Source organism: Streptomyces sp. NPDC006259, assembly GCF_042870975.1.
Lineage (GTDB): Bacteria > Actinomycetota > Actinomycetes > Streptomycetales > Streptomycetaceae > Streptomyces.
In genome coordinates this window covers 391,719-411,523 of the sequence record NZ_JBIAHY010000006.1, presented here as the reverse complement: position 1 = coordinate 411,523, position 19,805 = coordinate 391,719, and the positions used below count along the sequence as shown (strand labels likewise).

At 72.9% G+C, this 19,805-nt stretch carries 18 protein-coding genes and 1 pseudogene; 11 read left to right on the top strand and 8 right to left on the bottom strand.

Translation table 11 applies throughout. From position 1 onward, the window contains the following. Positions 1 to 59 precede the first annotated feature (59 nt). Genes ACFYO5_RS26370 through paaA form a run of 5 tightly spaced genes read right to left on the bottom strand, consistent with a single transcriptional unit; the run spans position 60 to position 3,721 of the window. Positions 60 to 1,121 carry a 2Fe-2S iron-sulfur cluster-binding protein gene (locus tag ACFYO5_RS26370; RefSeq protein ID WP_388713111.1) on the bottom strand — a complete coding sequence of 354 codons (1,062 nt, stop codon included), beginning with the start codon at positions 1,119 to 1,121 and terminating at the stop codon, positions 60 to 62. Next, entirely contained in the window at positions 1,121 to 1,642 is a 522-nt protein-coding gene (paaD, locus tag ACFYO5_RS26365) for a 1,2-phenylacetyl-CoA epoxidase subunit PaaD (RefSeq protein WP_388713108.1), read from the bottom strand. Before paaD ends, ACFYO5_RS26370 begins: the two co-directional genes overlap by 1 nt. Further along, entirely contained in the window at positions 1,636 to 2,358 is a 723-nt protein-coding gene (gene paaC, locus ACFYO5_RS26360; RefSeq protein WP_388713105.1) for a 1,2-phenylacetyl-CoA epoxidase subunit PaaC, read from the bottom strand. Before paaC ends, paaD begins: the two co-directional genes overlap by 7 nt. Beyond that, a complete protein-coding gene (gene paaB / locus ACFYO5_RS26355; RefSeq protein ID WP_356561039.1) occupies positions 2,355 to 2,642 on the bottom strand; it encodes a 1,2-phenylacetyl-CoA epoxidase subunit PaaB in 288 nt (95 codons plus the stop codon). Before paaB ends, paaC begins: the two co-directional genes overlap by 4 nt. Beyond that, positions 2,639 to 3,721 (bottom strand): 1,2-phenylacetyl-CoA epoxidase subunit PaaA, encoded by a 1,083-nt coding sequence (gene paaA / locus ACFYO5_RS26350; protein ID WP_388713102.1) that lies wholly within the window; start codon positions 3,719 to 3,721, stop codon positions 2,639 to 2,641. The genes paaB and paaA overlap by 4 nt, the downstream gene beginning before the upstream one ends. A gap of 415 nt (positions 3,722 to 4,136) precedes the next feature. On the opposite strand from paaA, the gene ACFYO5_RS26345 reads away from it, so the two are divergent. The 3 genes from ACFYO5_RS26345 to ACFYO5_RS26335 are packed head-to-tail and all read left to right on the top strand — an operon-like array spanning position 4,137 to position 6,942. Then, positions 4,137 to 4,973, top strand: a complete 837-nt coding sequence (locus ACFYO5_RS26345; protein WP_388713099.1) for a DUF5819 family protein — start codon at positions 4,137 to 4,139, stop codon at positions 4,971 to 4,973. A 17-nt stretch (positions 4,974 to 4,990) separates the two neighbouring features. Beyond that, positions 4,991 to 6,187 (top strand): HTTM domain-containing protein, encoded by a 1,197-nt coding sequence (locus ACFYO5_RS26340; protein ID WP_388713687.1) that lies wholly within the window; start codon positions 4,991 to 4,993, stop codon positions 6,185 to 6,187. Continuing rightward, entirely contained in the window at positions 6,184 to 6,942 is a 759-nt protein-coding gene (locus ACFYO5_RS26335; protein WP_388713096.1) for a TrmH family RNA methyltransferase, read from the top strand. Before ACFYO5_RS26340 ends, ACFYO5_RS26335 begins: the two co-directional genes overlap by 4 nt. Before the next feature lie 30 nt (positions 6,943 to 6,972). Here the strand turns inward: ACFYO5_RS26335 and paaN are convergent, their stop codons facing one another. Then, positions 6,973 to 8,664, bottom strand: coding sequence for a phenylacetic acid degradation protein PaaN (gene paaN / locus ACFYO5_RS26330; RefSeq protein ID WP_388713093.1), 1,692 nt, complete (start codon positions 8,662 to 8,664; stop codon positions 6,973 to 6,975). Positions 8,665 to 8,824: 160 nt separating this feature from the next. Between paaN and ACFYO5_RS26325 the strand changes: the two genes are divergently transcribed. Both ACFYO5_RS26325 and ACFYO5_RS26320 read left to right on the top strand, forming a co-directional pair. Next, a complete protein-coding gene (locus ACFYO5_RS26325) occupies positions 8,825 to 10,339 on the top strand; it encodes a 3-hydroxyacyl-CoA dehydrogenase (RefSeq protein WP_356561027.1) in 1,515 nt (504 codons plus the stop codon). Beyond that, the gene (locus ACFYO5_RS26320; RefSeq protein ID WP_356561025.1) at positions 10,336 to 10,923 is read left to right on the top strand and encodes a TetR/AcrR family transcriptional regulator; all 588 of its coding nucleotides are present in this window, start codon (positions 10,336 to 10,338) and stop codon (positions 10,921 to 10,923) included. Before ACFYO5_RS26325 ends, ACFYO5_RS26320 begins: the two co-directional genes overlap by 4 nt. A 2-nt stretch (positions 10,924 to 10,925) precedes the next feature. Here the strand turns inward: ACFYO5_RS26320 and ACFYO5_RS26315 are convergent, their stop codons facing one another. After that, positions 10,926 to 11,354, bottom strand: coding sequence for an Lrp/AsnC family transcriptional regulator (locus tag ACFYO5_RS26315; RefSeq protein ID WP_388713684.1), 429 nt, complete (start codon positions 11,352 to 11,354; stop codon positions 10,926 to 10,928). 382 nt (positions 11,355 to 11,736) lie between these two features. On the opposite strand from ACFYO5_RS26315, the gene pdhA reads away from it, so the two are divergent. The 5 genes from pdhA (at position 11,737) to ACFYO5_RS26290 (ending at position 17,775) form a co-directional block, all read left to right on the top strand. Continuing rightward, a complete protein-coding gene (gene pdhA / locus ACFYO5_RS26310; protein ID WP_388713089.1) occupies positions 11,737 to 12,870 on the top strand; it encodes a pyruvate dehydrogenase (acetyl-transferring) E1 component subunit alpha in 1,134 nt (377 codons plus the stop codon). Continuing rightward, positions 12,870 to 13,874 (top strand): alpha-ketoacid dehydrogenase subunit beta, encoded by a 1,005-nt coding sequence (locus ACFYO5_RS26305; protein WP_356561022.1) that lies wholly within the window; start codon positions 12,870 to 12,872, stop codon positions 13,872 to 13,874. Before pdhA ends, ACFYO5_RS26305 begins: the two co-directional genes overlap by 1 nt. Next, positions 13,874 to 15,289, top strand: a complete 1,416-nt coding sequence (locus tag ACFYO5_RS26300) for a dihydrolipoamide acetyltransferase family protein (RefSeq protein WP_388713085.1) — start codon at positions 13,874 to 13,876, stop codon at positions 15,287 to 15,289. Before ACFYO5_RS26305 ends, ACFYO5_RS26300 begins: the two co-directional genes overlap by 1 nt. Positions 15,290 to 15,451: 162 nt before the next feature. Next, the gene (locus ACFYO5_RS26295) at positions 15,452 to 16,384 is read left to right on the top strand and encodes a DUF6457 domain-containing protein (protein WP_388713681.1); all 933 of its coding nucleotides are present in this window, start codon (positions 15,452 to 15,454) and stop codon (positions 16,382 to 16,384) included. Further along, complete coding sequence (locus ACFYO5_RS26290) at positions 16,381 to 17,775, top strand: molybdopterin molybdotransferase MoeA (protein WP_388713082.1); 1,395 nt, start codon at positions 16,381 to 16,383, stop codon at positions 17,773 to 17,775. Before ACFYO5_RS26295 ends, ACFYO5_RS26290 begins: the two co-directional genes overlap by 4 nt. A 117-nt stretch (positions 17,776 to 17,892) precedes the next feature. Here the strand turns inward: ACFYO5_RS26290 and ACFYO5_RS26285 are convergent, their stop codons facing one another. After that, positions 17,893 to 19,008 (bottom strand): potassium channel family protein, encoded by a 1,116-nt coding sequence (locus ACFYO5_RS26285; RefSeq protein ID WP_356561017.1) that lies wholly within the window; start codon positions 19,006 to 19,008, stop codon positions 17,893 to 17,895. Between the two features lie 31 nt (positions 19,009 to 19,039). Here ACFYO5_RS26285 and ACFYO5_RS26280 point away from each other — a divergent pair. After that, positions 19,040 to 19,789: pseudogene (locus ACFYO5_RS26280) on the top strand (potassium channel family protein); the annotation flags it as partial. Positions 19,790 to 19,805: the final 16 nt, after the last annotated feature.

The window sequence follows — 19,805 nt, the reverse complement described above, 5'->3', positions numbered from 1 at the left end:
ATAGAGCAGGTTCGGGCAGAAGGGAACGGAGGCGGCCGGGCGTCGTGCCCTTCCCCGGCTCACCGGTCGAAGTCCACCTCCACGGTCTCCGTCAGCGGATGGGACTGGCACGCCAGCACATAGCCGGCCTCCGTCTCCTCCGGCTCCAGTGCGAAGTTGCGGTCCATGCGCACCTGGCCGGAGACCAGGAAGGCCCGGCAGGTCCCGCACACTCCGCCCTTGCAGGCGTAGGGCGCGTCGGGCCGGTTGCGCAGCACCGTCTCCAGGACCGACTCGCCTGCCGCCACGGGCCAGCTGCCGCCCCGGCCGTCGAGCCGGGCGGTGACCGTGCTGTGCGCCGGGGCGGGGGTGGTGGACGTGGGAGCTGCGACGACCACGTGGAAGATCTCCTCGTGGACGCGGGCGCGGGCGACGCCGATCTCCCGCAGGGCCTGCTCGGCGCCCTGCACCAGCCCGAACGGCCCGCACAGGAACCAGCCCGCCACGTCGGCCACGGGCAGCAGCGCCGGCAGCAGCGCGGTCAGCCGCTCCCGGTCCAGCCGCCCGGACGGAAGCCCGGCCTGCTGTTCCTCGCGGGAGAGCACGGTGACCAGGTGCAGCCGCTGCGGATACCGGTCCTTGAGGTCGGCGACCTCCTCCAGGAACATCGTCGACGCGGCCGTACGGTCGCTGCGGATCAGGCAGAACCGGGCCGCGGGTTCGCGCGCGAGCAAGGTGGAGACGATCGAGAGCACCGGGGTGATGCCGCTGCCGCCCACGATCGCCGCGTACAGACCGGGTGCGGGATCCAGGGTGAACCGGCCCGCCGGTGTCATCACCTCCAGCTCGTCCCCGATGTTGATCTCCTTGAGCGCGTACGTGGAGAAGGCGCCGCCCTCGACCAGCCGTACCCCCACCCGCAGGGTGTGCGGGCCCTCGCCGCCGGGCTCGGGCGCGGGTGAGCAGATCGAGTACGTCCGCCGGACCTCGGTCCCGTCGGCCCTGCGCCGCAGGGCGAGATGCTGGCCGGGGGCGTGCCGGTACTCCTCGCGCAGGGCGGCGGGGACCGTGAAGGTCAGCGCCACGGAGTCGTCGGTGATCCGGTCCACCGCGGCCACGGGGAGCGGGTGGAAGCGGGCCATCACAACTCCTTGAAGTGGTCGAAGGGTTCCCGGCAGGCCAGGCAGCGTCGCAGCGCCTTGCAGGCGGTGGAGGAGAAGCGGCTGAGCAGTTCGGTGTCGGCCGAGCCGCAGTGCGGGCAGTGGACCGGGTGCTGCCCGGCGGCGCGGGTCGGCCCCAGGGTGACGCCGACCGGTCCGGCCGGGTGCCCGGCGCGCGGCGGCGCTATGCCGAACTCCCGCAGCTTGCGGCGGCCTTCGGCGGAGATGTCGTCCGTCGACCACGCGGGAGTGAGCACCGTGCGCACGGTGACCTCGCGGACGCCGTGGTCGCGCAGGGCCCGCTCGATGTCCGTGGACATCGCCTCCACGGCCGGGCAGCCGGTGTAGGTGGGGGTCAGCTCGACCTCGACGGCGTCCGTGTCGCGCGCATGCACCGCGCGCAGGACCCCCAGCTCCTGGAGGGTCAGCACCGGCAGCTCGGGGTCGGGCACGGAACCGGCGACCGCGAGCAGTTCCGCCTCCAGCGCGGTGGGAGTCACCATGACGCCCCCGGGTGGCTGCGGTGCAGATGCTGCATCTCGGCGAGCATCCGGCCGAAGGACTCGGTGTGCAGGCCCTGGCGCCCCGCGCCCGCGCGCCACGCGCCCGTCCGAGGCCCTTCGGGCAGCTCGAGTCCGGCCCGGCGCAGCACGGCCCCGACCGATTCCAGCCAGACCGTCTCCAGTCCGGCCAGGTCGGCGTCGACGCCTTCCACCGGCTGGAACATCTCACCGGTGAACCGCCACAGGGCGTCGCAGGCCCGGCGCATCCGGTCGTGGCTGACCTCCGTGCCGTCGCCGAGGCGCAGCGTCCACTGCTCGGCGTGGTCGCGGTGGTAGGCGACCTCCTTGACGGCCTTGGCCGCGAGTCCCGCGAACGGCCCGTCGCCGGCGGCCAGTCGGTCGTACAGCAGGTGCTGGTAGGTGGAGAAGTAGAGCTGGCGGGCGATCGTGTGGGCGAAGTCGCCGTTGGGCTGTTCCACCAGCTGGAGGTTGCGGAAGGCGCGTTCCTCGCGGAGGTAGGCCAGTTCGTCCTCGTCGCCGGCCATCGACAGCAGGATGCGGGCCTGGCCGAGGAGGTCGAGGGCGATGTTGGCGAGGGCGACCTCCTCCTCGAGCACGGGCGCGTGGCCCATCCACTCTCCCAGGCGGTGGGAGAGCACCAGGGCGTCGTCGCCGAGGGCGAGGGCGGCGGTGTTGGTGTGCGCGGTCGTGGTCACAGGTGCTTCACCCCCTCCGGGATCTCGTAGAACGTGGGATGGCGGTAGGGCTTGTCGGCGGCCGGATCGAAGAACGCGTCCTTCTCGTCCGGCGAGGAGGCGGTGATCGCGGTGGACGGCACGACCCAGATCGAGACGCCCTCGCCCCGCCGGGTGTACAGGTCACGGGCGTTGCGCAGGGCGAACTCGGCGTCCGGCGCGTGCAGGCTGCCCGCGTGGGTGTGGGAGAGACCGCGGCGGGAGCGCACGAAGACCTCCCACAGGGGCCAGTCGGTGTTCGTCATGCCTGCTTCGCTCCTGTCTCAGGGCTGTCGGGGCTCTCGGCGGCCTCCTGGACCGCGGGGGTCTCGTCGCTCCCGCGGTTCGCGTGGTTCGCACGGCTGTGCCGGGCCGCGTGGGCCGCTGCGGCCTCCCGCACCCAGGCGCCCTCCTCGTGCGCGCGGGTGCGCTGGGTGATCCGCTGCTCGTTGCACGGACCGTCGCCCCTGAGGACCTCCTTGAACTCCGTCCAGTCGATCGGGCCGAAGTCGTGGTGGCCCCGCTCCTCGTTCCACTTCAGATCCGGGTCGGGGAGCGTGAGGCCCAGGGACTCCGCCTGCGGGACGCAGATGTCGACGAAGCGCTGGCGCAGTTCGTCATTGGAGTGCCGCTTGATCTTCCAGGCCATCGACTGCGCGGAGTGCGCGGACTCGTCGTCGGGCGGGCCGAACATCATCAGCGAGGGCCACCACCAGCGGTCCACCGCGTCCTGGGCCATCGCGTGCTGCTCCGGGGTGCCGCGGCTGAGGGCCAGCAGCAGTTCGTATCCCTGGCGCTGGTGGAAGGACTCCTCCTTGCAGACGCGGACCATCGCCCGCGCGTACGGGCCGTAGGAGCAGCGGCACAGGGGGACCTGGTTGGTGATCGCGGCGCCGTCCACCAACCAGCCGATCGCGCCGACGTCGGCCCAGGTGAGGGTGGGGTAGTTGAAGATCGAGGAGTACTTCTGGCGGCCGGTGTGCAGCTTGTCCAGCAGCTCCTCGCGGCCGGTGCCGAGCGTTTCGGCCGCGCTGTAGAGGTACAGGCCGTGGCCCGCCTCGTCCTGGACCTTCGCCATGAGGATGGCCTTGCGGCGCAGGGAGGGCGCGCGCGTGATCCAGTTGGCTTCGGGCTGCATGCCGATGATCTCGGAGTGGGCGTGCTGGGCGATCTGGCGGACCAGCGTCGCGCGGTAGGCGTCGGGCATCCAGTCGCGGGGTTCGATGCGTTCGTCGGCGGCCACCGCGGCGTCGAAGGCGCGCTGAAGGGCCTCCTGGTCCTCGGCGGCCTCCCCGCCGCCGTACCGCTGTGTGCGGGCCGTCCGGTGCGCGGCTGCTGTCGCCATGCGGTCCCCCTCGACCTCGGGCTCTCTCCGAGCCATCTCCCGACCGATCGTTCGGTCCGTGCGATTCCATGGTGAGACGGCCGTCGTAAGGTGTCAACCACTGTGGACAACCTCCGGGCATCCCTGTGGAAAACTCGGGCGGCCCGCTCGGGCGGCCCGCTCGGGCGGCCTGTCGACGGCGCGGCCTCGCTGCCTCCTCGGCCGGGTCCGCCGGGGGGAGGGCTGCGCGGCGCATGCGGGGCTGAGTACCGTTCCGTGCGACGACTGTGCGACGGCCGTGCGAAAGCCGTCCCGCCCGGTGTTTCGCGCGGGGTGCGCGAGAGCGGGTCGGCGAGACGCGGCGACGCGTACGTACGGGTCGCCCTCGCGCGGCCGAGCAGGCGGAAGACGGACCGGAATCGGGGAACGGGGCGGAATGAACGCGTACGACGCAGGCGCCGGTCCCCCGCGGGAGGCCGAGGCGCCACGAGGGCCGGAGGTGCCGGCAGGGGACCCACGGGCGGCGGACGGGCCGCCCGGCGTCCGGACCGACGGCGCCCAGGCCGTGGACCAGGCCGTGGACCCGGCCGTGGACCCGGTAGGCCCTCCGGCCGGACCCGGCCCGCGCGGCGGTGTGGCCGCTCTCTCGCCGCGCCACCAGGTCGTCGCCGCCCTGGCGCTCGCCGTCGTCGCGGTCGCCGTCTGTGTCCACGTCGGCATGGTCTTCCTGCACGTCGCGCCGTCCAACACGGTCACCAAGACACACGGCGAGGCGATCGACGAATACGTCTATCCGGAGTTCGAGCAGAACTGGAAACTCTTCGCGCCGAACCCGCTCCAGCAGAACATCGCCGTCCAGGTCCGCGCCGACGTCCGCACGGCCGACGGCACGGCGCGCACCACCGGCTGGTTCGACCTGTCGGCCCAGGACGGCCGCGGCATCGACGGCAACCTGGTGCCGAGCCACACCCAGCAGAACCAACTGCGCCGTGCCTGGGACTTCTACGTGGGCTCGCACGACTCCGACAACCGCTCGACGAACTCGCGCGGCAGCCTCTCCGAAACCTACCTGCGCAACATCGTGTTGCTGCGGCTGGAGCGGGGCGAGGCGGCCGGACGCGGCGGCGCCATCGAGCGCGTCCAGGTCCGCTCCCGCACCACCAACGTGCCGGCGCCCCCGTGGAGCACCGACAAGAACACGTCCCGCCCGGTCTACCGCGTGCTGCCCTGGTGGCCGCTGCCCGCCGGTGAGACCGAGGGAGGCGCGCGGTGAACCGGTTCTCCGTGACGATGTCCACCGTCATCGCGCGCGTCACCGAGTCGGCGCTGGGGCCGTACCAGAGCGCCGTGGTCCGCATCGGATTCAGCCTGACCTGGCTGCTGTTCCTGCTGCGCGAGCTTCCCCACCGCGCGGAGCTGTACGGACCCGACGGCCCGTGGAGCTGGGAGCTGGCCCGGCAGCTGATCGACGACAACGGCGCCTTCACGGCCCTGATCTGGTCGGACGGCCGGGCCTGGTTCGAGGCCGTGTACGCGCTGTCGGTCCTGTCGAGCCTGCTGCTGCTGCTGGGCTGGCGTACCCGGACCATGTCGGTGCTGTTCATGGTGGGCGTGCTCTCGCTGCAGAACCGCAGTGTCTTCGTGGGCGACGGCGGCGACAACGTCCTGCACCTGATGTCGATCTACCTGGTCTTCCTGCGGTGCGGCCGGGTGTGGTCGCTGGACGCGCGACGGGAGCGGCGCGCGGCCGAGGCACACGCGCGCGGGGAGCGGGTCACCGATCGCGTGGGGCCCGCCCTGTGGAGCGCGTTCGGCGTGGCGCTGGTCGCGGCGACCGCGGGCGGCCGGCTCGACGGCGACTGGACCGTGCCGGTGATCCTGTGGGCGGTGTGGGCCGCGCTGGGCGTGCGGTGGGCCGTCGGGCGCCTTCCGGCGGCCGCGGAACCCCGGATCCTGCTGGACGTGGTCACCAACGTCGTGCACAACGGCGCCCTGTTGGTGATCATGGCCGAGGCCTGTCTGATCTACGCGACGGCCGGCTGGTACAAGATCCAGGGATCGCGCTGGCAGGACGGCACCGCCGTCTACTACCCGCTGCACCTGGACTACTTCTCCCCCTGGCCGGCGCTCGGCGACCTGCTGTCCGCCAGCGGCGTCATGGTGATGCTCGTGACCTACGGGACGGTCATCGTGCAGGTCGCCTTCCCGTTCACCCTCTTCAACCGGCGGGTGAAGAACGTGCTGCTCGTCGCGATGATCGCCGAGCACGCGGCGATCGCCGTGATCCTGGGGCTGCCGTTCTTCTCCCTCGCGATGATCGCGACGGACGCGGTGTTCCTGCCGACGCCTTTCCTGCGGCGGCTGGGCGGCTGGGCCACGCGCTTGTGGGAGGCCCTGCTGCCGCGGCGCGGCGCCGCCGTACCGGAGCAGCGGGAGGCGCGCGAGCCCGAGGACGCCGAGGCCGGCCGCGTAGGCTTCACGGCATGACCGATCCCGATCCGCTCGGCCTGTGGCGCCGGCTCGCCGACGGCTGTGTGCTGCTCGACGGCTTCCACGCCGTGAAGCACGCCGTGCGCTTCGGGGCGGACATTCCGGCGGCGGTCGCCGTGGACCGGCGGGCGGCGCTCGCCCTCGCCGACGACCTCGCCCCCGACGTCCGGGCGGCGCTGGAGGAACTCCTGACGGAGGTGCCGGAGGCGGCGTACACCTCGCTGGTGCCGCGGCCGCATCCCACCGCCGTGGCCGCGCTGGCCGTACGGCCCTCCCGGGAGGCCAATCTGCGGGCACTGGCCCGCACTCCCCGCAGCGCGCCCGTGGTGGTCCTGGACGATCCGCGCAACCTGGGCAATGCGGGGGCCGTGATCCGGCTGGCCGCCGGTTTCGGCGCGACCGGAGTGGTCACCACCGGCACGCTCGACCCCTGGCACCCGACCGTGGTGCGGGGCGGGGCGGGACTCCACTTCGCGACGGCCGTGGAGCGGCTGACCGCCGAGGAGCTGCCGGCCGGGCCGGTGTTCGCGCTCGATCCGGAGGGCGAGGACATCCGGGGCGTGAAGCTTCCGGACGACGCCGTCCTCGCCTTCGGGTCGGAGCGCAGCGGCCTGTCCGGGGCGCTGCGCGCGCGGGCCGACCATCTGCTGGCCCTGCCGATGCGCCCCCAGGTCTCCAGCTACAACCTCGCGACCAGTGTGGCCATGACGCTGTACCACTGGAGCGCGACCGGGGGCGCCCCGCGCGCGTAGGCCTCGCCGCGCGCGGGCCCCGCGCAGGTGTCAGGCCTCGCGGCGGACCTCGACGACGCGGAAGCGGTTCGCGACGAACGCGCCGTCCGTGAGCGCCGCGTTGGCCGCCGGGTTGCCGCCCGAGCCGTGGAAGTCGGAGAAGGCGGCCGTCTGGTTGACGTAGACCCCGCCGGTGAGGTTGAGGGAGAGTTGCGCGGCCTCCTCGAAGCAGACCTCCTGCACGGCCCGCTCCACCTCCTCGTCGGTCGTGTACGCGCCGACCGTCATCGCGCCCTTCTCCCGGACCGTGCGCCGCAGCAGCTCCACGGCGTCCGCCGCCGAGTCGACCGCGACGGCGAAGGAGACCGGCCCGAAGCACTCGCTCATGTAGGCCGCCTCGTCCTCGGGCTTGGCCCCGTCGAGCTTGACGATCACGGGCGTGCGCACCACGGCACCGGGGAACTCGGGGTTGCTCACCTCGCGGGAGGCCAGCGCGACCTCGCCGAGACCGGCCGCGGCCTCCAGCCGGGCCTTCACGTCCGGGTTGACGATCGCGCCGAGCAGGGCGTTGGCGCGCGCGTCGTCGCCGAGGAGGCCGTCGACCGCGCGGGCGAGGTCGGTGACGACCTCGTCGTAGGTCTTGGGGCCCTCGTCGGTACGGATGCCGTCGCGGGGGATCAGCAGGTTCTGCGGGGTGGTGCACATCTGGCCGCTGTACAGGGAGAGCGAGAACGCCAGGTTGGACAGCATGCCCTTGTAGTCGGCGGCCGACTCGACGAGCACCGTGTTGACGCCTGCCTTCTCGGTGTACACCTGCGCCTGGCGGGCGTTGGCCTCCAGCCAGTCGCCGAACTCGGTCGAACCGGTGTAGTCGACGATCCTGATCTCGGGGCGGGTGGCGAGGACCTTGGCGACGCCCTCGCCGGGCCGCTCGGCGGCGAGCGCCACCAGGTTCGGGTCGAAGCCGGCCTCGGCGAGCACCTCGCGCGCGACGGCCACGGTCAGCGCGAGCGGCAGCACCGCGCGCGGGTGCGGCTTCACGAGGACCGCGTTGCCGGTGGCGAGGGAGGCGAACAGGCCCGGATAGCCGTTCCACGTCGGGAAGGTGTTGCAGCCGATCACCAGGGCGATTCCGCGCGGGACCGGTGTGAACTGCTTGGTGAGCGCCAGCGGGTCGCGCTTGCCCTGGGGCTTGGTCCATTCCGCCGTGTCGGGGGTGCGGACCTGCTCCACGTACGCGTACGCCACCGCCTCCAGGCCGCGGTCCTGAGCATGCGGGCCGCCCGCCTGGAACGCCATCATGAAGGCCTGGCCGGAGGTGTGCATGACGGCGTGCGCGAACTCGTGGGTCCGGTCGCTGATGCGCTTGAGGATCTCCAGACAGACCACCGCGCGGATCTCCGCGCCCGCGTCCCGCCAGGCGCGCTGTCCGGCCCTCATGGCGGGCAGCAGCTCGTCGATGTCCGCGTGCGGATACTCGACGCCCAGCTCGACGCCGTACGGCGAGGTCTCGCCGCCCACCCAGCCGTCGGTGCCGGGCTGGCCGAGGTCGAGGCGGGTGCCCAGCACGGCGTCGAAGGCCGCCTTGCCCGCCGCCGCGTCCAGGCCGCCGTCCGCGCCGTAGGCCTTGGGGTGTTCGGGGTGCGGGGACCAGTACGCGCGTGTGCGGATCGCTTCCAGGGCCTGGTCGAGGGTGGGCCGGTGCTTGGCGATCAGATCGTGAGCGGTGAGTTCGGCGGCCATGCGGGACCAACTCCTCGTCTGGAGAACTCTTCGTCGAGCTCTGGACCTGGACGGAAACAGGGACAGGAACGGGCGGTCAGGGTTAGAGTAACCGAACGATCGGTCGGGACAAGGGGGTCCGCCGCATCTGTGGAAAACCCCGTGCGGGAGGATCGCGCACATGACAGCACTCGACCTCAGCAGCCCCGTGGCCGTCGTCGGCACCGGCACCATGGGCCAGGGCATCGCCCAGGTCGCGCTGACCGCGGGCCACCCCGTGCGGCTGTACGACGCCGTCGCGGGACGTGCCGGGGAAGCGGCCGCGGCGATCGGCGCCCGTCTCGACCGGCTCGTCGAGAAGGACCGTCTCACCGGCGCCGAGCGCGACGCCGCCCGCGCCCGCCTCGCACCCGTGGACACCCTCGCCGAACTCGCGGACTGCGCGCTGGTCGTCGAGGCCGTCCTGGAGCGGCTGGACGTCAAGCAGGATCTGATGCGGGCGCTGGAGGACGTGGTCGGCGAGGACTGCCTGCTCGCCACCAACACCTCCTCGCTCTCGGTGACCGCCATCGGCGGCGCCCTGCGCAACCCGGGCCGTCTCGTGGGCCTGCACTTCTTCAACCCGGCGCCCCTGCTGCCGCTGGTCGAGGTCGTGTCCGGGTTCGCCACCGACGTCTCGTCGGCCACGCGCGCGTACGAGACCGCCCGTGTCTGGGGCAAGACGCCGGTCGCCTGCGCCGACACGCCCGGTTTCATCGTCAACCGCATCGCCCGGCCCTTCTACGCCGAGGCCTTCGCCGTCCACGAGGCGCAGGGAGCCGACCCGGCCACCATCGACGCGATCCTGCGGGAGTCCGGCGGCTTCCGGATGGGCGCGTTCGAGCTGACGGACCTGATCGGGCAGGACGTCAACGAGTCCGTCACGCACTCCGTGTGGCAGGCCTTCTTCCAGGACGTGCGCTTCACCCCCTCGCTGTCCCAGCGCCGCCTGGTCGAATCGGGCCGCCTGGGCCGCAAGACCGGCCAGGGCTGGTTCGACCACCGTGACGGCGCCGAGCGCGCCGAGCCGCACACCGCGGAGAAGCGCCGGCCGCCCGCCTACGTCGTCGTCGAGGGCGACCTGGGGCCGGCCTCGGAACTGCTCGCGATGATCCGCGAGGCGGGCATCCAGGTCCGTGAGGAGGACGAGGACGGCGGCACCCGCCTGGTGCTGCCGAGCGGGGGCCAGCTCGCCCTCGCCGACGGCCAGACCTCGGTGGAGTTCCGGGACGTCGTCTACTTCGACCTCGCCCTGGACTACCGCAAGGCCACCCGCATCGCCGTGTCCGCCTCCCAGGACACCCCCCAGCAGACGCTCTCCGAGGCCATCGGCCTCTTCCAGGCGCTCGGCAAGGACGTCAGCGTCATCGGTGACGTCCCCGGCATGATCGTCGCCCGTACGGTCGCGCGGATCGTCGACCTCGCGCACGACGCCGTCGCCAAGGGTGTCGCCACCGAGGAGGACATCGACACCGCGATGCGCCTGGGCGTCAACTACCCGCTCGGCCCCTTCGAGTGGAGCCGCAGGCTCGGCCGGGTCTGGGCCCACGACCTGCTGGAGGAGCTGCACCTGCGCGAGCCCTCCGGCCGCTACGCGCCCTCTCTGGCGCTCTACCGCCACGGACACTCCGCCGACAAGCGGGAGGGCACCCCATGACCACGGCCAAGCGTGACACGTACACCCCGGAGACCCTGCTGTCGGTCGCCGTGCAGGTCTTCATCGAACGCGGCTACGACGGCACCTCCATGGAGCACCTCTCCAAGGCGGCCGGTATCTCCAAGTCGTCGATATACCACCACGTCAGCGGCAAGGAGGAACTGCTGCGGCGGGCGGTGAGCCGGGCGCTGGACGGCCTCTTCGCCATCCTCGACGAGGAGCCCGCGCGCGTGGGACGCGCCGTGGAGCGCCTGGAGTACGTCGTGCGGCGGATGGTCGAGGTGCTCATCTCCGAACTGCCGTACGTGACGCTCCTGCTGCGGGTGCGCGGCAACACCGGCACCGAGCGGTGGGCGCTGGAGCGGCGCCGCGACTTCGATCACCGGGTCGCCGCGCTGCTGAAGGCCGCCGCCGACGACGGGGACGTACGCGGCGATGTGGAGGTGCGGCTCGCGACCAGGCTCGTCTTCGGCATGATCAACTCGATCGTCGAGTGGTACCGCCCCGACGGACGGGGCATGGGCGAGCGCGAGGTGGGCGACGCCGTCGCCCGGCTGGTCTTCTCAGGGCTGCGGCGGGCCTGAGGTCATCCCTGCGGCTCCAGGTCCTCCTCCTCGAACACCAGCAGCGTGCGCGTGCTGAGGACCTCGGGGATCGCCTGGAGGCGGGTCAGCACCAGCTCGCGCAGCGCTCTGTTGTCGGGCGTGTGCACCAGCAGCAGGACGTCGAAGTCGCCGCCCACCAGGGCGATGTGGGAGGCGCCGGGCAACTGCCTGAGCTGCTCGCGGACCGTGCGCCAGGAGTTCTGGACGATCTTCAGCGTGACGTAGGCGGATGTTCCGTGGCCCGCGCGCTCGTGGTCCACGCGCGCTCCGAAGCCCCGGATGACGCCGTCCTCGACGAGCCGGTTGATGCGGGCGTAGGCGTTGGCGCGCGACACGTGGACGCGCTCGGCGACCGAGCGTATCGAGGCGCGGCCGTCCGCCTGCAGCATCTGCAGGATGTCCTGGTCGATGGCGTCGAGCGGTCGGGCCGGGGCTTTGCCTTCCGTACGGGGCGCGGCCGGGTTCTCCGTGCGGGCCGGGGCCGTCTTCTCCGCCCGGGACGCGGCTGTGGGCTCCGTGCGGGACGCGGTGGTGTTCCCCGGGGGGGACGGGGCCGTGCTCTCCGCGCGCGGGGGTGGGCGGCCGTCCGGGCTGTCGGCCATTTGTTCAGGTGTCATGTCCCCCCGCCTCTCCGCCGTGGACGTACTGCGTCCATCTCAGGCTGTGCAGAACCGTTTGTCCACAGCCTGAGGGGGCCGGTAGCCAAAATGTGCCGACGACCGAACAATCGGTAGGTGAGGCGGGTCACAGCCGACCCGCCTCCCGTAGCCACTCCCACGAGGAGGTGCCGTCATGACGGTCATGGAGCAGCGGGGCGGATACCGGCCGACACCGCCGCCCGCCTGGCAGCCCCGCACCGACCCCGCGCCGCTGCTGCCCGACGCGGAGCCCCACCGCGTCCTCGGCACCGAGGCGGCCGCGCAGGCCGACCCGGAGCTGCTGCGTCGGCTCTACGCCCAGCTGGTGCGTGGCCGTCGGTACAACGCGCAGGCCACCGCCCTGACCAAGCAGGGCCGCCTCGCCGTCTATCCCTCCAGTACCGGCCAGGAGGCCTGCGAGGTCGCCGCCGCGCTCGTCCTCCAGGAGCGCGACTGGCTCTTCCCCAGCTACCGCGACACCCTGGCGGTCGTCGCCCGCGGTGTGGACCCGGTCGAGGCCCTCACGCTGCTGCGCGGCGACTGGCACACCGGCTACGACCCGTACGAGCACCGCGTCGCCCCCCTGTGCACCCCGCTCGCCACCCAGCTCCCGCACGCCGTGGGCCTCGCGCACGCCGCCCGCCTCAAGGGCGACGACGTGGTGGCGCTCGCCATGGTCGGCGACGGCGGCACCAGCGAGGGCGACTTCCACGAGGCGCTGAACTTCGCCGCCGTCTGGCGGGCACCGGTCGTCTTCCTCGTCCAGAACAACGGCTTCGCGATCTCCGTCCCGCTCGCCAAGCAGACCGCCGCGCCCTCCCTGGCCCACAAGGCCGTCGGGTACGGCATGCCGGGCCGGCTGGTCGACGGCAACGACGCGGTCGCCGTGCACGAGGTGCTCGCCGACGCCGTCCGGCACGCGCGCGCGGGCGGCGGTCCCACGCTCGTCGAGGCGATCACCTACCGCGTGGACGCGCACACCAACGCCGACGACGCGACCCGCTACCGCGGCGACGCCGAGGTCGAGACCTGGCGCGGGCACGACCCGATCGACCTGCTGGAGCACGAGCTGACCGCGCGCGGACTGCTCGACGAGGAGACGAAGCGGGCCGCCCGGGACGCCGCCGAGACCATGGCCGCCGATCTGCGCGCCCGCATGAACCAGGACGCCCCACTCGACCCCATGGACCTCTTCGCCCATGTGTATGCCGAGCCCACTCCGCACCTGCGTGAACAGCGCGCTCTGCTGCGGGCCGAGATCGAGGCGGAGCAGGGGGGAACGCACTGATGACCACCGTCGCCGTCAAGCCCGCCACCATGGCGCAGGCCCTCACGCGCGCACTGCGCGACGCGATGGCCGCCGACCCGTCCGTGCACGTCCTCGGTGAGGACGTGGGCACCCTCGGCGGCGTCTTCCGGGTCACCGACGGACTCGCCAAGGAGTTCGGCGAGGACCGTTGCACGGACACCCCGCTCGCCGAGGCAGGCATCCTCGGCACCGCGGTCGGCATGGCCATGTACGGCCTCCGGCCGGTCGTGGAGATGCAGTTCGACGCCTTCGCCTACCCGGCGTTCGAACAGCTCGTCAGCCACGTCGCCCGCATGCGCAACCGCACCCGCGGGCGCATGCCGCTGCCCGTCACGATCCGCGTCCCCTACGGCGGCGGCATCGGCGGCGTGGAGCACCACAGCGACTCCTCCGAGGCCTACTACATGGCCACCCCCGGACTCCACGTCGTCACACCCGCCACGGTCGCCGACGCCTACGGTCTGCTGCGTGCCGCCATCGCCTCCGACGATCCGGTGGTGGTCCTCGAACCCAAGCGCCTGTACTGGTCGAAGGATTCCTGGAACCCGGAGGAGCCGGCGGCCGTTGAACCCATTGGCCGCGCGGTGGTGCGGCGCTCGGGCCGGAGCGCCACACTCATCACGTACGGGCCGTCGGTGCCCGTCTGCCTCGAAGCCGCCGAGGCGGCCCGGGCCGAGGGATGGGATCTCGAAGTCGTCGACCTGCGCTCCCTGGTGCCGTTCGACGACGAGACGGTCACCGCCTCGGTGCGACGGACCGGACGTGCGGTCGTCGTCCATGAATCGGGCTCCTTCGGAGGCCCGGGCGGGGAGATCGCGGCCCGCGTCACGGAGCGCTGCTTCCACCACCTGGAAGCACCGGTGCTGCGCGTCGCCGGGTTCGACATCCCCTACCCGCCGCCGATGCTGGAGCGCCACCACCTGCCCGGCGTCGACCGCATCCTGGACGCCGTGGCGCGTCTGCAGTGGGAGGCCGAGAGCTGATGGCACAGGTGCTGGAGTTCAAGCTCCCCGACCTCGGGGAGGGGCTCACCGAGGCGGAGATCGTCCGCTGGCTGGTCGAGGTCGGTGACGTCGTCGCCGTCGACCAGCCGATCGTCGAGGTCGAGACGGCCAAGGCGATGGTCGAGGTGCCCTGCCCCTACGGCGGTGTGGTCACCGCCCGCTTCGGTGCGGAGGGCACGGAACTGCCCGTCGGCGCCCCGCTGATCACGGTCGCGGTGGGCGCACCGGCCTCCGACGGCTCGGCGCACGTCCCGGACGCGCCGGTCACCCACGGCACGTCGGCCGCCGTGGACGGCCAGGGCTCGGGCAACGTCCTCGTGGGATACGGCACCTCCGAGGCGCCCGCGCGACGCCGCAGGGTACGACCGGACCGACCGGCCCCCACCACCGTGCCTCTGGCGACGCCGGCGTCCCGGTCGGCGAACGGGGAGGTCCGGACCGCCGGGGCGGCTGACGCGACCGCCGGGGCGGCTGACGGCCCCGTGGCCGTGATCTCCCCCCTCGTGCGCAGGCTGGCCCGTGAGAACGGCATCGACCTGAGGGAGCTGACCGGCTCCGGACCCGACGGGCTGATCCTGCGGGCCGACGTGGAGTACGCGCTGCGGGCCGCCGCTGTACCGGGCCGGACCACGACGGCCGTTTCCGAGCCGCACACGCGCGTGGCCCCGCGGCCGACGGTCACCACCGCACCCACCGGTCCCTCCGCCGGCACCCGCATCCCGCTCAAGGGCGTCCGCGGTGCCGTCGCCGACAAGCTCTCCCGCAGCCGCCGCGAGATCCCCGAGGCGACCTGTTGGGTCGACGCGGACGCGACCGAGCTGATGCGCGCCCGTACGGCGATGAACGCGGCCGGGGGGCCGAAGATCTCCCTCCTGGCGCTCCTGGCCCGTATCTGCACCGCGGCCCTGGCCCGTTACCCGGAGCTGAACTCCACCGTCGACCAGGAGGCCAGGGAGATAGTCCGCCTGGACCACGTCCACCTGGGCTTCGCCGCCCAGACCGAGCGGGGTCTCGTGGTGCCCGTGGTCCGCGACGCCCACGCCCGCGACACCGAGGGCATCGGCGCGGAGTTCGCCCGGCTCACCGAGGCGGCCCGCACCGGCACCCTCACGCCCGGCGACCTCACCGGCGGCACGTTCACGCTGAACAACTACGGCGTGTTCGGCGTCGACGGCTCCACGCCGATCATCAACCACCCCGAGGCCGCCATGCTCGGCGTCGGCCGCATCGTCCCCAAGCCCTGGGTGCACGAGGGGGAACTCGCCGTGCGCCAGGTCGTCCAGCTCTCGCTCACCTTCGACCACCGGGTGTGCGACGGCGGCACCGCGGGTGGCTTCCTGCGCTATGTCGCGGACTGCGTGGAGCAGCCGGCGGTGCTGCTGCGCACCCTGTGACCGTCTCGGCACTCCGGCGTTCCCTGTGACCGGAGTGCCGCGCATACTCGGGGGGTGACTCCGAACGAGCCGCGGCCGGTCACCTTCGGTGATCGCCCCGACCGGGACGCCGCCGCGCCGCCCGACCAGGACGCCGCCGCGTCCACCGATCAGCGCGTCGGCGTGCCCCTCGTCCATGACGCCGTCGTGCTCGCCGGGGGCGGTGCCCGCCGGCTCGGCGGCGCCGACAAGCCCGGGGTGCGGGTGGGCGGGCGCGCGCTGCTCGACCGAGTGCTCGGCGCCTGCGGCGACGCGGAAACCACCGTCGTCGTCGCGGACCCACGGCCGACCGCCCGTCCCGTGCGCTGGACCCGCGAGGACCCGCCCGGCGCGGGCCCCGTGGCCGCGCTCGGCGCCGGGCTGCGGCACATCACCGCGGCCCGCGTCGTCGTCCTCTCCGCCGATCTGCCGTTCCTGGCGACGGACACCGTCCGGCGACTGCTGATGGCCCTGGACGCCGAAGGCACCGAAGGCGCCCTGCTCACTGACGCCCACGGCCGCGACCAGCCGCTCGTCGCCGCCTACCGCACGTCCGCCCTGCGCCGCGAACTCTCGGTGCTCGGCGAAGGGGACGGCGGCCTCGGGGGGCTGCCTCTGCGCCGACTGACCGCCGGTCTCGACCTCACCCGCGTCCCCGACCCCGTCGCGTCCTTCGACTGCGACACCTGGGACGACATCGCCGCCGCCAGAGCACGCATCAGGGAGCATGGCCACGTGTTGGACGAATGGATTTCCGCAGTCAAGGACGAGCTGGGCATCGAACTCGACGTCGACACCGGCGCCCTCCTCGATCTCGCCCGCGACGCCGCCCACGGAGTGGCCCGGCCCGCGGCGCCCCTGACCACCTTCCTCGTCGGCTACGCCGCCGGACGGGCCGGAGGGAGCCCGGAAGCCGTCGCCGAGGCGACCCGCAAGGCCACCGCCCTGGCACTCCGCTGGGCCGACGAGACCAACGGCGTCCAGGAACCGGGGAGGACCACGCCCGCTGCCGGGTCCGCCGGACAGCCCGACGTGGCCCCCGACGCCACGCCCGACACCCGGCCGGACGCCGGATGACCGCCCCCGGCATCCGGGACGGCCAGGACGCCGAGGACCTCGACGTCGAGGAGGTGCTCGCCCTCGTGAAGGACGGCAACCGGCCCGCCCGGCCGTCCGCCGGCGCCACACCCGGCCCGGCGGCCACGCACGGCGGACGCCACGGTTCGCCAGGCGTCCCCGGCGCCGGAACAGGCCACCCGCAGGCCTCCGCGACCCCCTGGACCGACGCCCGCACCCGCGCCGGCCGTGCCGCCCGCTCCCTGGCCGCTCGCCGGACCCCCGTCTCCGTGACCCTGGACGACGCCCTCGGCCTCGTCCTCGCCGCCCCCCTCACCGCCCTCACCGACCTTCCCTCCTTCAACACCTCCGCGATGGACGGCTGGGCGGTCGCCGGGCCCGGCCCCTGGGCCGTGCGCGACGAGGGCGTTCTGGCCGGGCAGGCCGAGCCCGCCCCCCTCGTCGACGGCGAGGCCGTCGGGATCGCCACCGGCGCACGGATCCCCCCGGACACGACCGCGGTGCTGCGCAGCGAGCACGGCCGCACCGACGAGAAGGGCCGGCTGCACCCCGGCCGCGACCTCCAGCACGGCCAGGACATCCGTCCGCGCGGCCAGGAATGCCGTAGCGGCGACCAGTTGCTGCCCGTCGGAGCCGTGGTGACCCCGGCCGTCCTGGGGCTCGCCGCGGCCGCTGGATACGACACGCTCGCCGCGGTCCCCCGCCCCCGCGTCGAGGTGTTCGTCCTCGGTGACGAACTGCTCACCGAGGGACGTCCGCACGACGGACTCATCCGTGACGCGCTCGGCCCGATGCTGCCCCCGTGGCTGCGGGCGATGGGCGCCGAGGTGGTGGCCGTGCGCAGGCTCGGCGACGACGCGGAAGCCCTGTACCAGGCCCTCACCACGTCCGCGGCCGATCTGATCGTCACCACCGGCGGGACGGCCGCAGGGCCCGTCGACCATGTTCACCCCACCCTGCGCCGCCTCGACGCCGAGCTGCTGGTCGACGGGGTCGAGGTGCGTCCGGGGCACCCGATGCTGCTGGCTGAACTCACGGCGGACCGGTATCTCGTCGGCCTGCCGGGCAACCCCCTGGCGGCGGTCTCCGGACTGCTCACACTCGCCGAGCCTTTGCTGCGGACCCTCGCCGGCCGGTCCGCTCCGGAGCCGTACACGTTGCCGCTGCGGGAGGCGGCTCACGGCCACCCGTATGACACCCGGCTCGTCCCGGTCGTCCTGCGGGGCGATCACGCCCTGCCGCTGCACTACAACGGTCCGGCCATGCTGAGGGGTATCGCGGCGGCCGACGCTCTCGCCGTCGTCCCGCCCGGCGGTGCGCGAGCCGGCCAGGAGACGGAAGTGCTCGATCTTCCGTGGGCGACAGCGGGGATCGCGGCCTGTTTCACGTGAAACATCCGAAGGGGATGAGTCATCCGGTTGTTTCACGTGAAACACCCGGATAGCCCGGCTCGGCCTGTTCCACGGGAAACATTCCCGGTCAGAGCCCGCAGGCTTCCGGCGCTCTGGTCAGGCCTGCTCGGACACCTTCGCCCGGCTCACCGTGATCACTCGGTCCCCGGCCTGAAGATGCGTGAGGCGTGGGTCGGCGAAGTCCAAGAGGTCCTTGCCGCGGACGACGGCCACGACCAGGTCGGTGGAGGCGCGCGGCGACTTGCCGGCCTCCTGCTGGGTGATGGGCCGCTCGATGAGGTCCAGGCCGCTGCCGAGGGTCATGAGGTCCTCAAGGGTCCTGGCCGCGGTCGGGCTGACCATGGAGACACCCAGCAGTCGGCCGGCGGAGCTGGAGCTGGTGACCACGGTGTCCGCGCCGCTCTGCTTGAGCAGTGGCACGTTCTCGTCCTCCCGGGCGGCGGCGACAATGGTGGCCCGCCGGTTCAGCTGGCGGGCCGTGAGCGTGACGAGGGCGGCGGTGTCGTCGCGTTGCGGGGCGACGATCACCCGGGAGGCGTGGGCGACCTCCGCCTTGAGCAGCGTCTCCGAGCGGGTGGCGTCTCCGATCACCGACACCAGCCCGTCGTCCCCGGCCGCGTGGGCGGCCTTGCGCTGGATGTCCACGACGACGATCTGTTCCTTGGCGATGCCCTGCCCGACGAGCGTCTCCACGGCGTGCCGTCCCTTGGTGCCGTAGCCGACGACCACGACGTGCTGATGGGTGCGGCTGCGCCAGCGGTGGATGCGTACCTGCTGGCGGGTGCGTTCGGTGAGGACCTCGAGGGTCGTGCCGACCAGGATGATCAGGAAGAGGACGCGAAGCGGCGTGATGACGAGGATGTTCACGAGCCGGGCCGCGTCGCTGACAGGAGTGATATCGCCGTAGCCGGTGGTGGAGAGGGTGACGGTGGCGTAGTAGGCGGCATCGAGGAAGTCGACGGAGCCGTCGGAGTTGTCGTTGTAGCCGGCGCGGTCGACGTAGACGATCAGCGTGGTGACCAGGAGCACCAGCAGGCCCAGGGCGAGGCGTCGCAGCACCTGTTTGAGCGGAGGAAGGGCGCTCTGCAGGGGCATGGTGATGGAGCGGCCCGCCTCGGCGTCGTCCCGGGCCTCGGCGCGCGAGCGGTACCACAGCGACCGTACGAGGGAGAGCCGTCCCGGCCCGGCCGACTGTCGTTCGTGGTCTCGCATCGCGTGGCCCCCTGTGGTGGTGATCGGATCAGTGGGCACCATGGTTCACGGCGGGGTCGCACCCGTCAGGACGCGACACCCGTTGCGTACAGAGCTTTCGCCCAGCAACCCGGAGGTCCCCTTGCGCGACCACACTGTCGTCGTCGGCTTCGGCACGAAAGGCCGGTCCGCGATCCGGACCGCCTGTGCGTCGGGGCTGCGGAAGGAACAGGTCGTCGTGATCGACCCCGGCGCGAAAATGATCGACGCGGCGACGGCCGAGGGGTACGAGGGCGTGGTCGGTGACGGCACCCGCAGTGATGTGCTGCGGCGGGCGGAGGTGCAGCGGGCGGGGCGGATCATCATCGCGACGGAACGCGACGACACGGCGGTGCTCGTGGCCCTCACGGCACGTCAGCTCAACCCGCGGGCGAAGATCGTCGCCGCGGTGCGCGAGGAGGAGAACGCGCCGCTGCTGAAGCAGTCCGGCGCCGACGAGGTCATCACCAGCGCGGGAGCGGCGGGCCGGCTCCTCGGGCTGTCCGTGCTCAGTCCCGCGGCGGGCCGGGTGATGGAGGACCTCATGCACCAGGGCAGCGGCCTCGATCTCGTCGAACGGCCGGTCACCAGGTCCGAGTCGGGACGTACCCCACGCGAGACGGACGACCTCGTGGTGAGCGTCGTCCGCGGTCACCGGGTGCTGGCCTACGACGATCCGTCCGTGGGCGTCCTGGAGTTGACGGACCGGCTCGTCACCATCGTGCGGGTGCCGCCGGAGCCGCCGAAGGCACTGCGTTTCTGAACGGTGGACGCGCCGC

Excerpts from the sequence above, each read along its gene's own strand:
- ACFYO5_RS26285 (WP_356561017.1), bottom strand. The coding sequence starts at position 19,008 with ATGCGAGACCACGAACGACAGTCGGCCGGGCCGGGACGGCTCTCCCTC.
- paaA (WP_388713102.1), bottom strand. The coding sequence starts at position 3,721 with ATGGCGACAGCAGCCGCGCACCGGACGGCCCGCACACAGCGGTACGGC.
- paaN (WP_388713093.1), bottom strand. The coding sequence starts at position 8,664 with ATGGCCGCCGAACTCACCGCTCACGATCTGATCGCCAAGCACCGGCCC.
- ACFYO5_RS26340 (WP_388713687.1), top strand. The coding sequence starts at position 4,991 with ATGTCCACCGTCATCGCGCGCGTCACCGAGTCGGCGCTGGGGCCGTAC.
- paaB (WP_356561039.1), bottom strand. The coding sequence starts at position 2,642 with ATGACGAACACCGACTGGCCCCTGTGGGAGGTCTTCGTGCGCTCCCGC.
- paaD (WP_388713108.1), bottom strand. The coding sequence starts at position 1,642 with ATGGTGACTCCCACCGCGCTGGAGGCGGAACTGCTCGCGGTCGCCGGT.
- ACFYO5_RS26300 (WP_388713085.1), top strand. The coding sequence starts at position 13,874 with ATGGCACAGGTGCTGGAGTTCAAGCTCCCCGACCTCGGGGAGGGGCTC.
- ACFYO5_RS26370 (WP_388713111.1), bottom strand. The coding sequence starts at position 1,121 with ATGGCCCGCTTCCACCCGCTCCCCGTGGCCGCGGTGGACCGGATCACC.
- ACFYO5_RS26320 (WP_356561025.1), top strand. The coding sequence starts at position 10,336 with ATGACCACGGCCAAGCGTGACACGTACACCCCGGAGACCCTGCTGTCG.
- ACFYO5_RS26345 (WP_388713099.1), top strand. The coding sequence starts at position 4,137 with ATGAACGCGTACGACGCAGGCGCCGGTCCCCCGCGGGAGGCCGAGGCG.
- pdhA (WP_388713089.1), top strand. The coding sequence starts at position 11,737 with ATGACGGTCATGGAGCAGCGGGGCGGATACCGGCCGACACCGCCGCCC.
- ACFYO5_RS26290 (WP_388713082.1), top strand. The coding sequence starts at position 16,381 with ATGACCGCCCCCGGCATCCGGGACGGCCAGGACGCCGAGGACCTCGAC.
- ACFYO5_RS26305 (WP_356561022.1), top strand. The coding sequence starts at position 12,870 with ATGACCACCGTCGCCGTCAAGCCCGCCACCATGGCGCAGGCCCTCACG.
- ACFYO5_RS26325 (WP_356561027.1), top strand. The coding sequence starts at position 8,825 with ATGACAGCACTCGACCTCAGCAGCCCCGTGGCCGTCGTCGGCACCGGC.
- ACFYO5_RS26335 (WP_388713096.1), top strand. The coding sequence starts at position 6,184 with ATGACCGATCCCGATCCGCTCGGCCTGTGGCGCCGGCTCGCCGACGGC.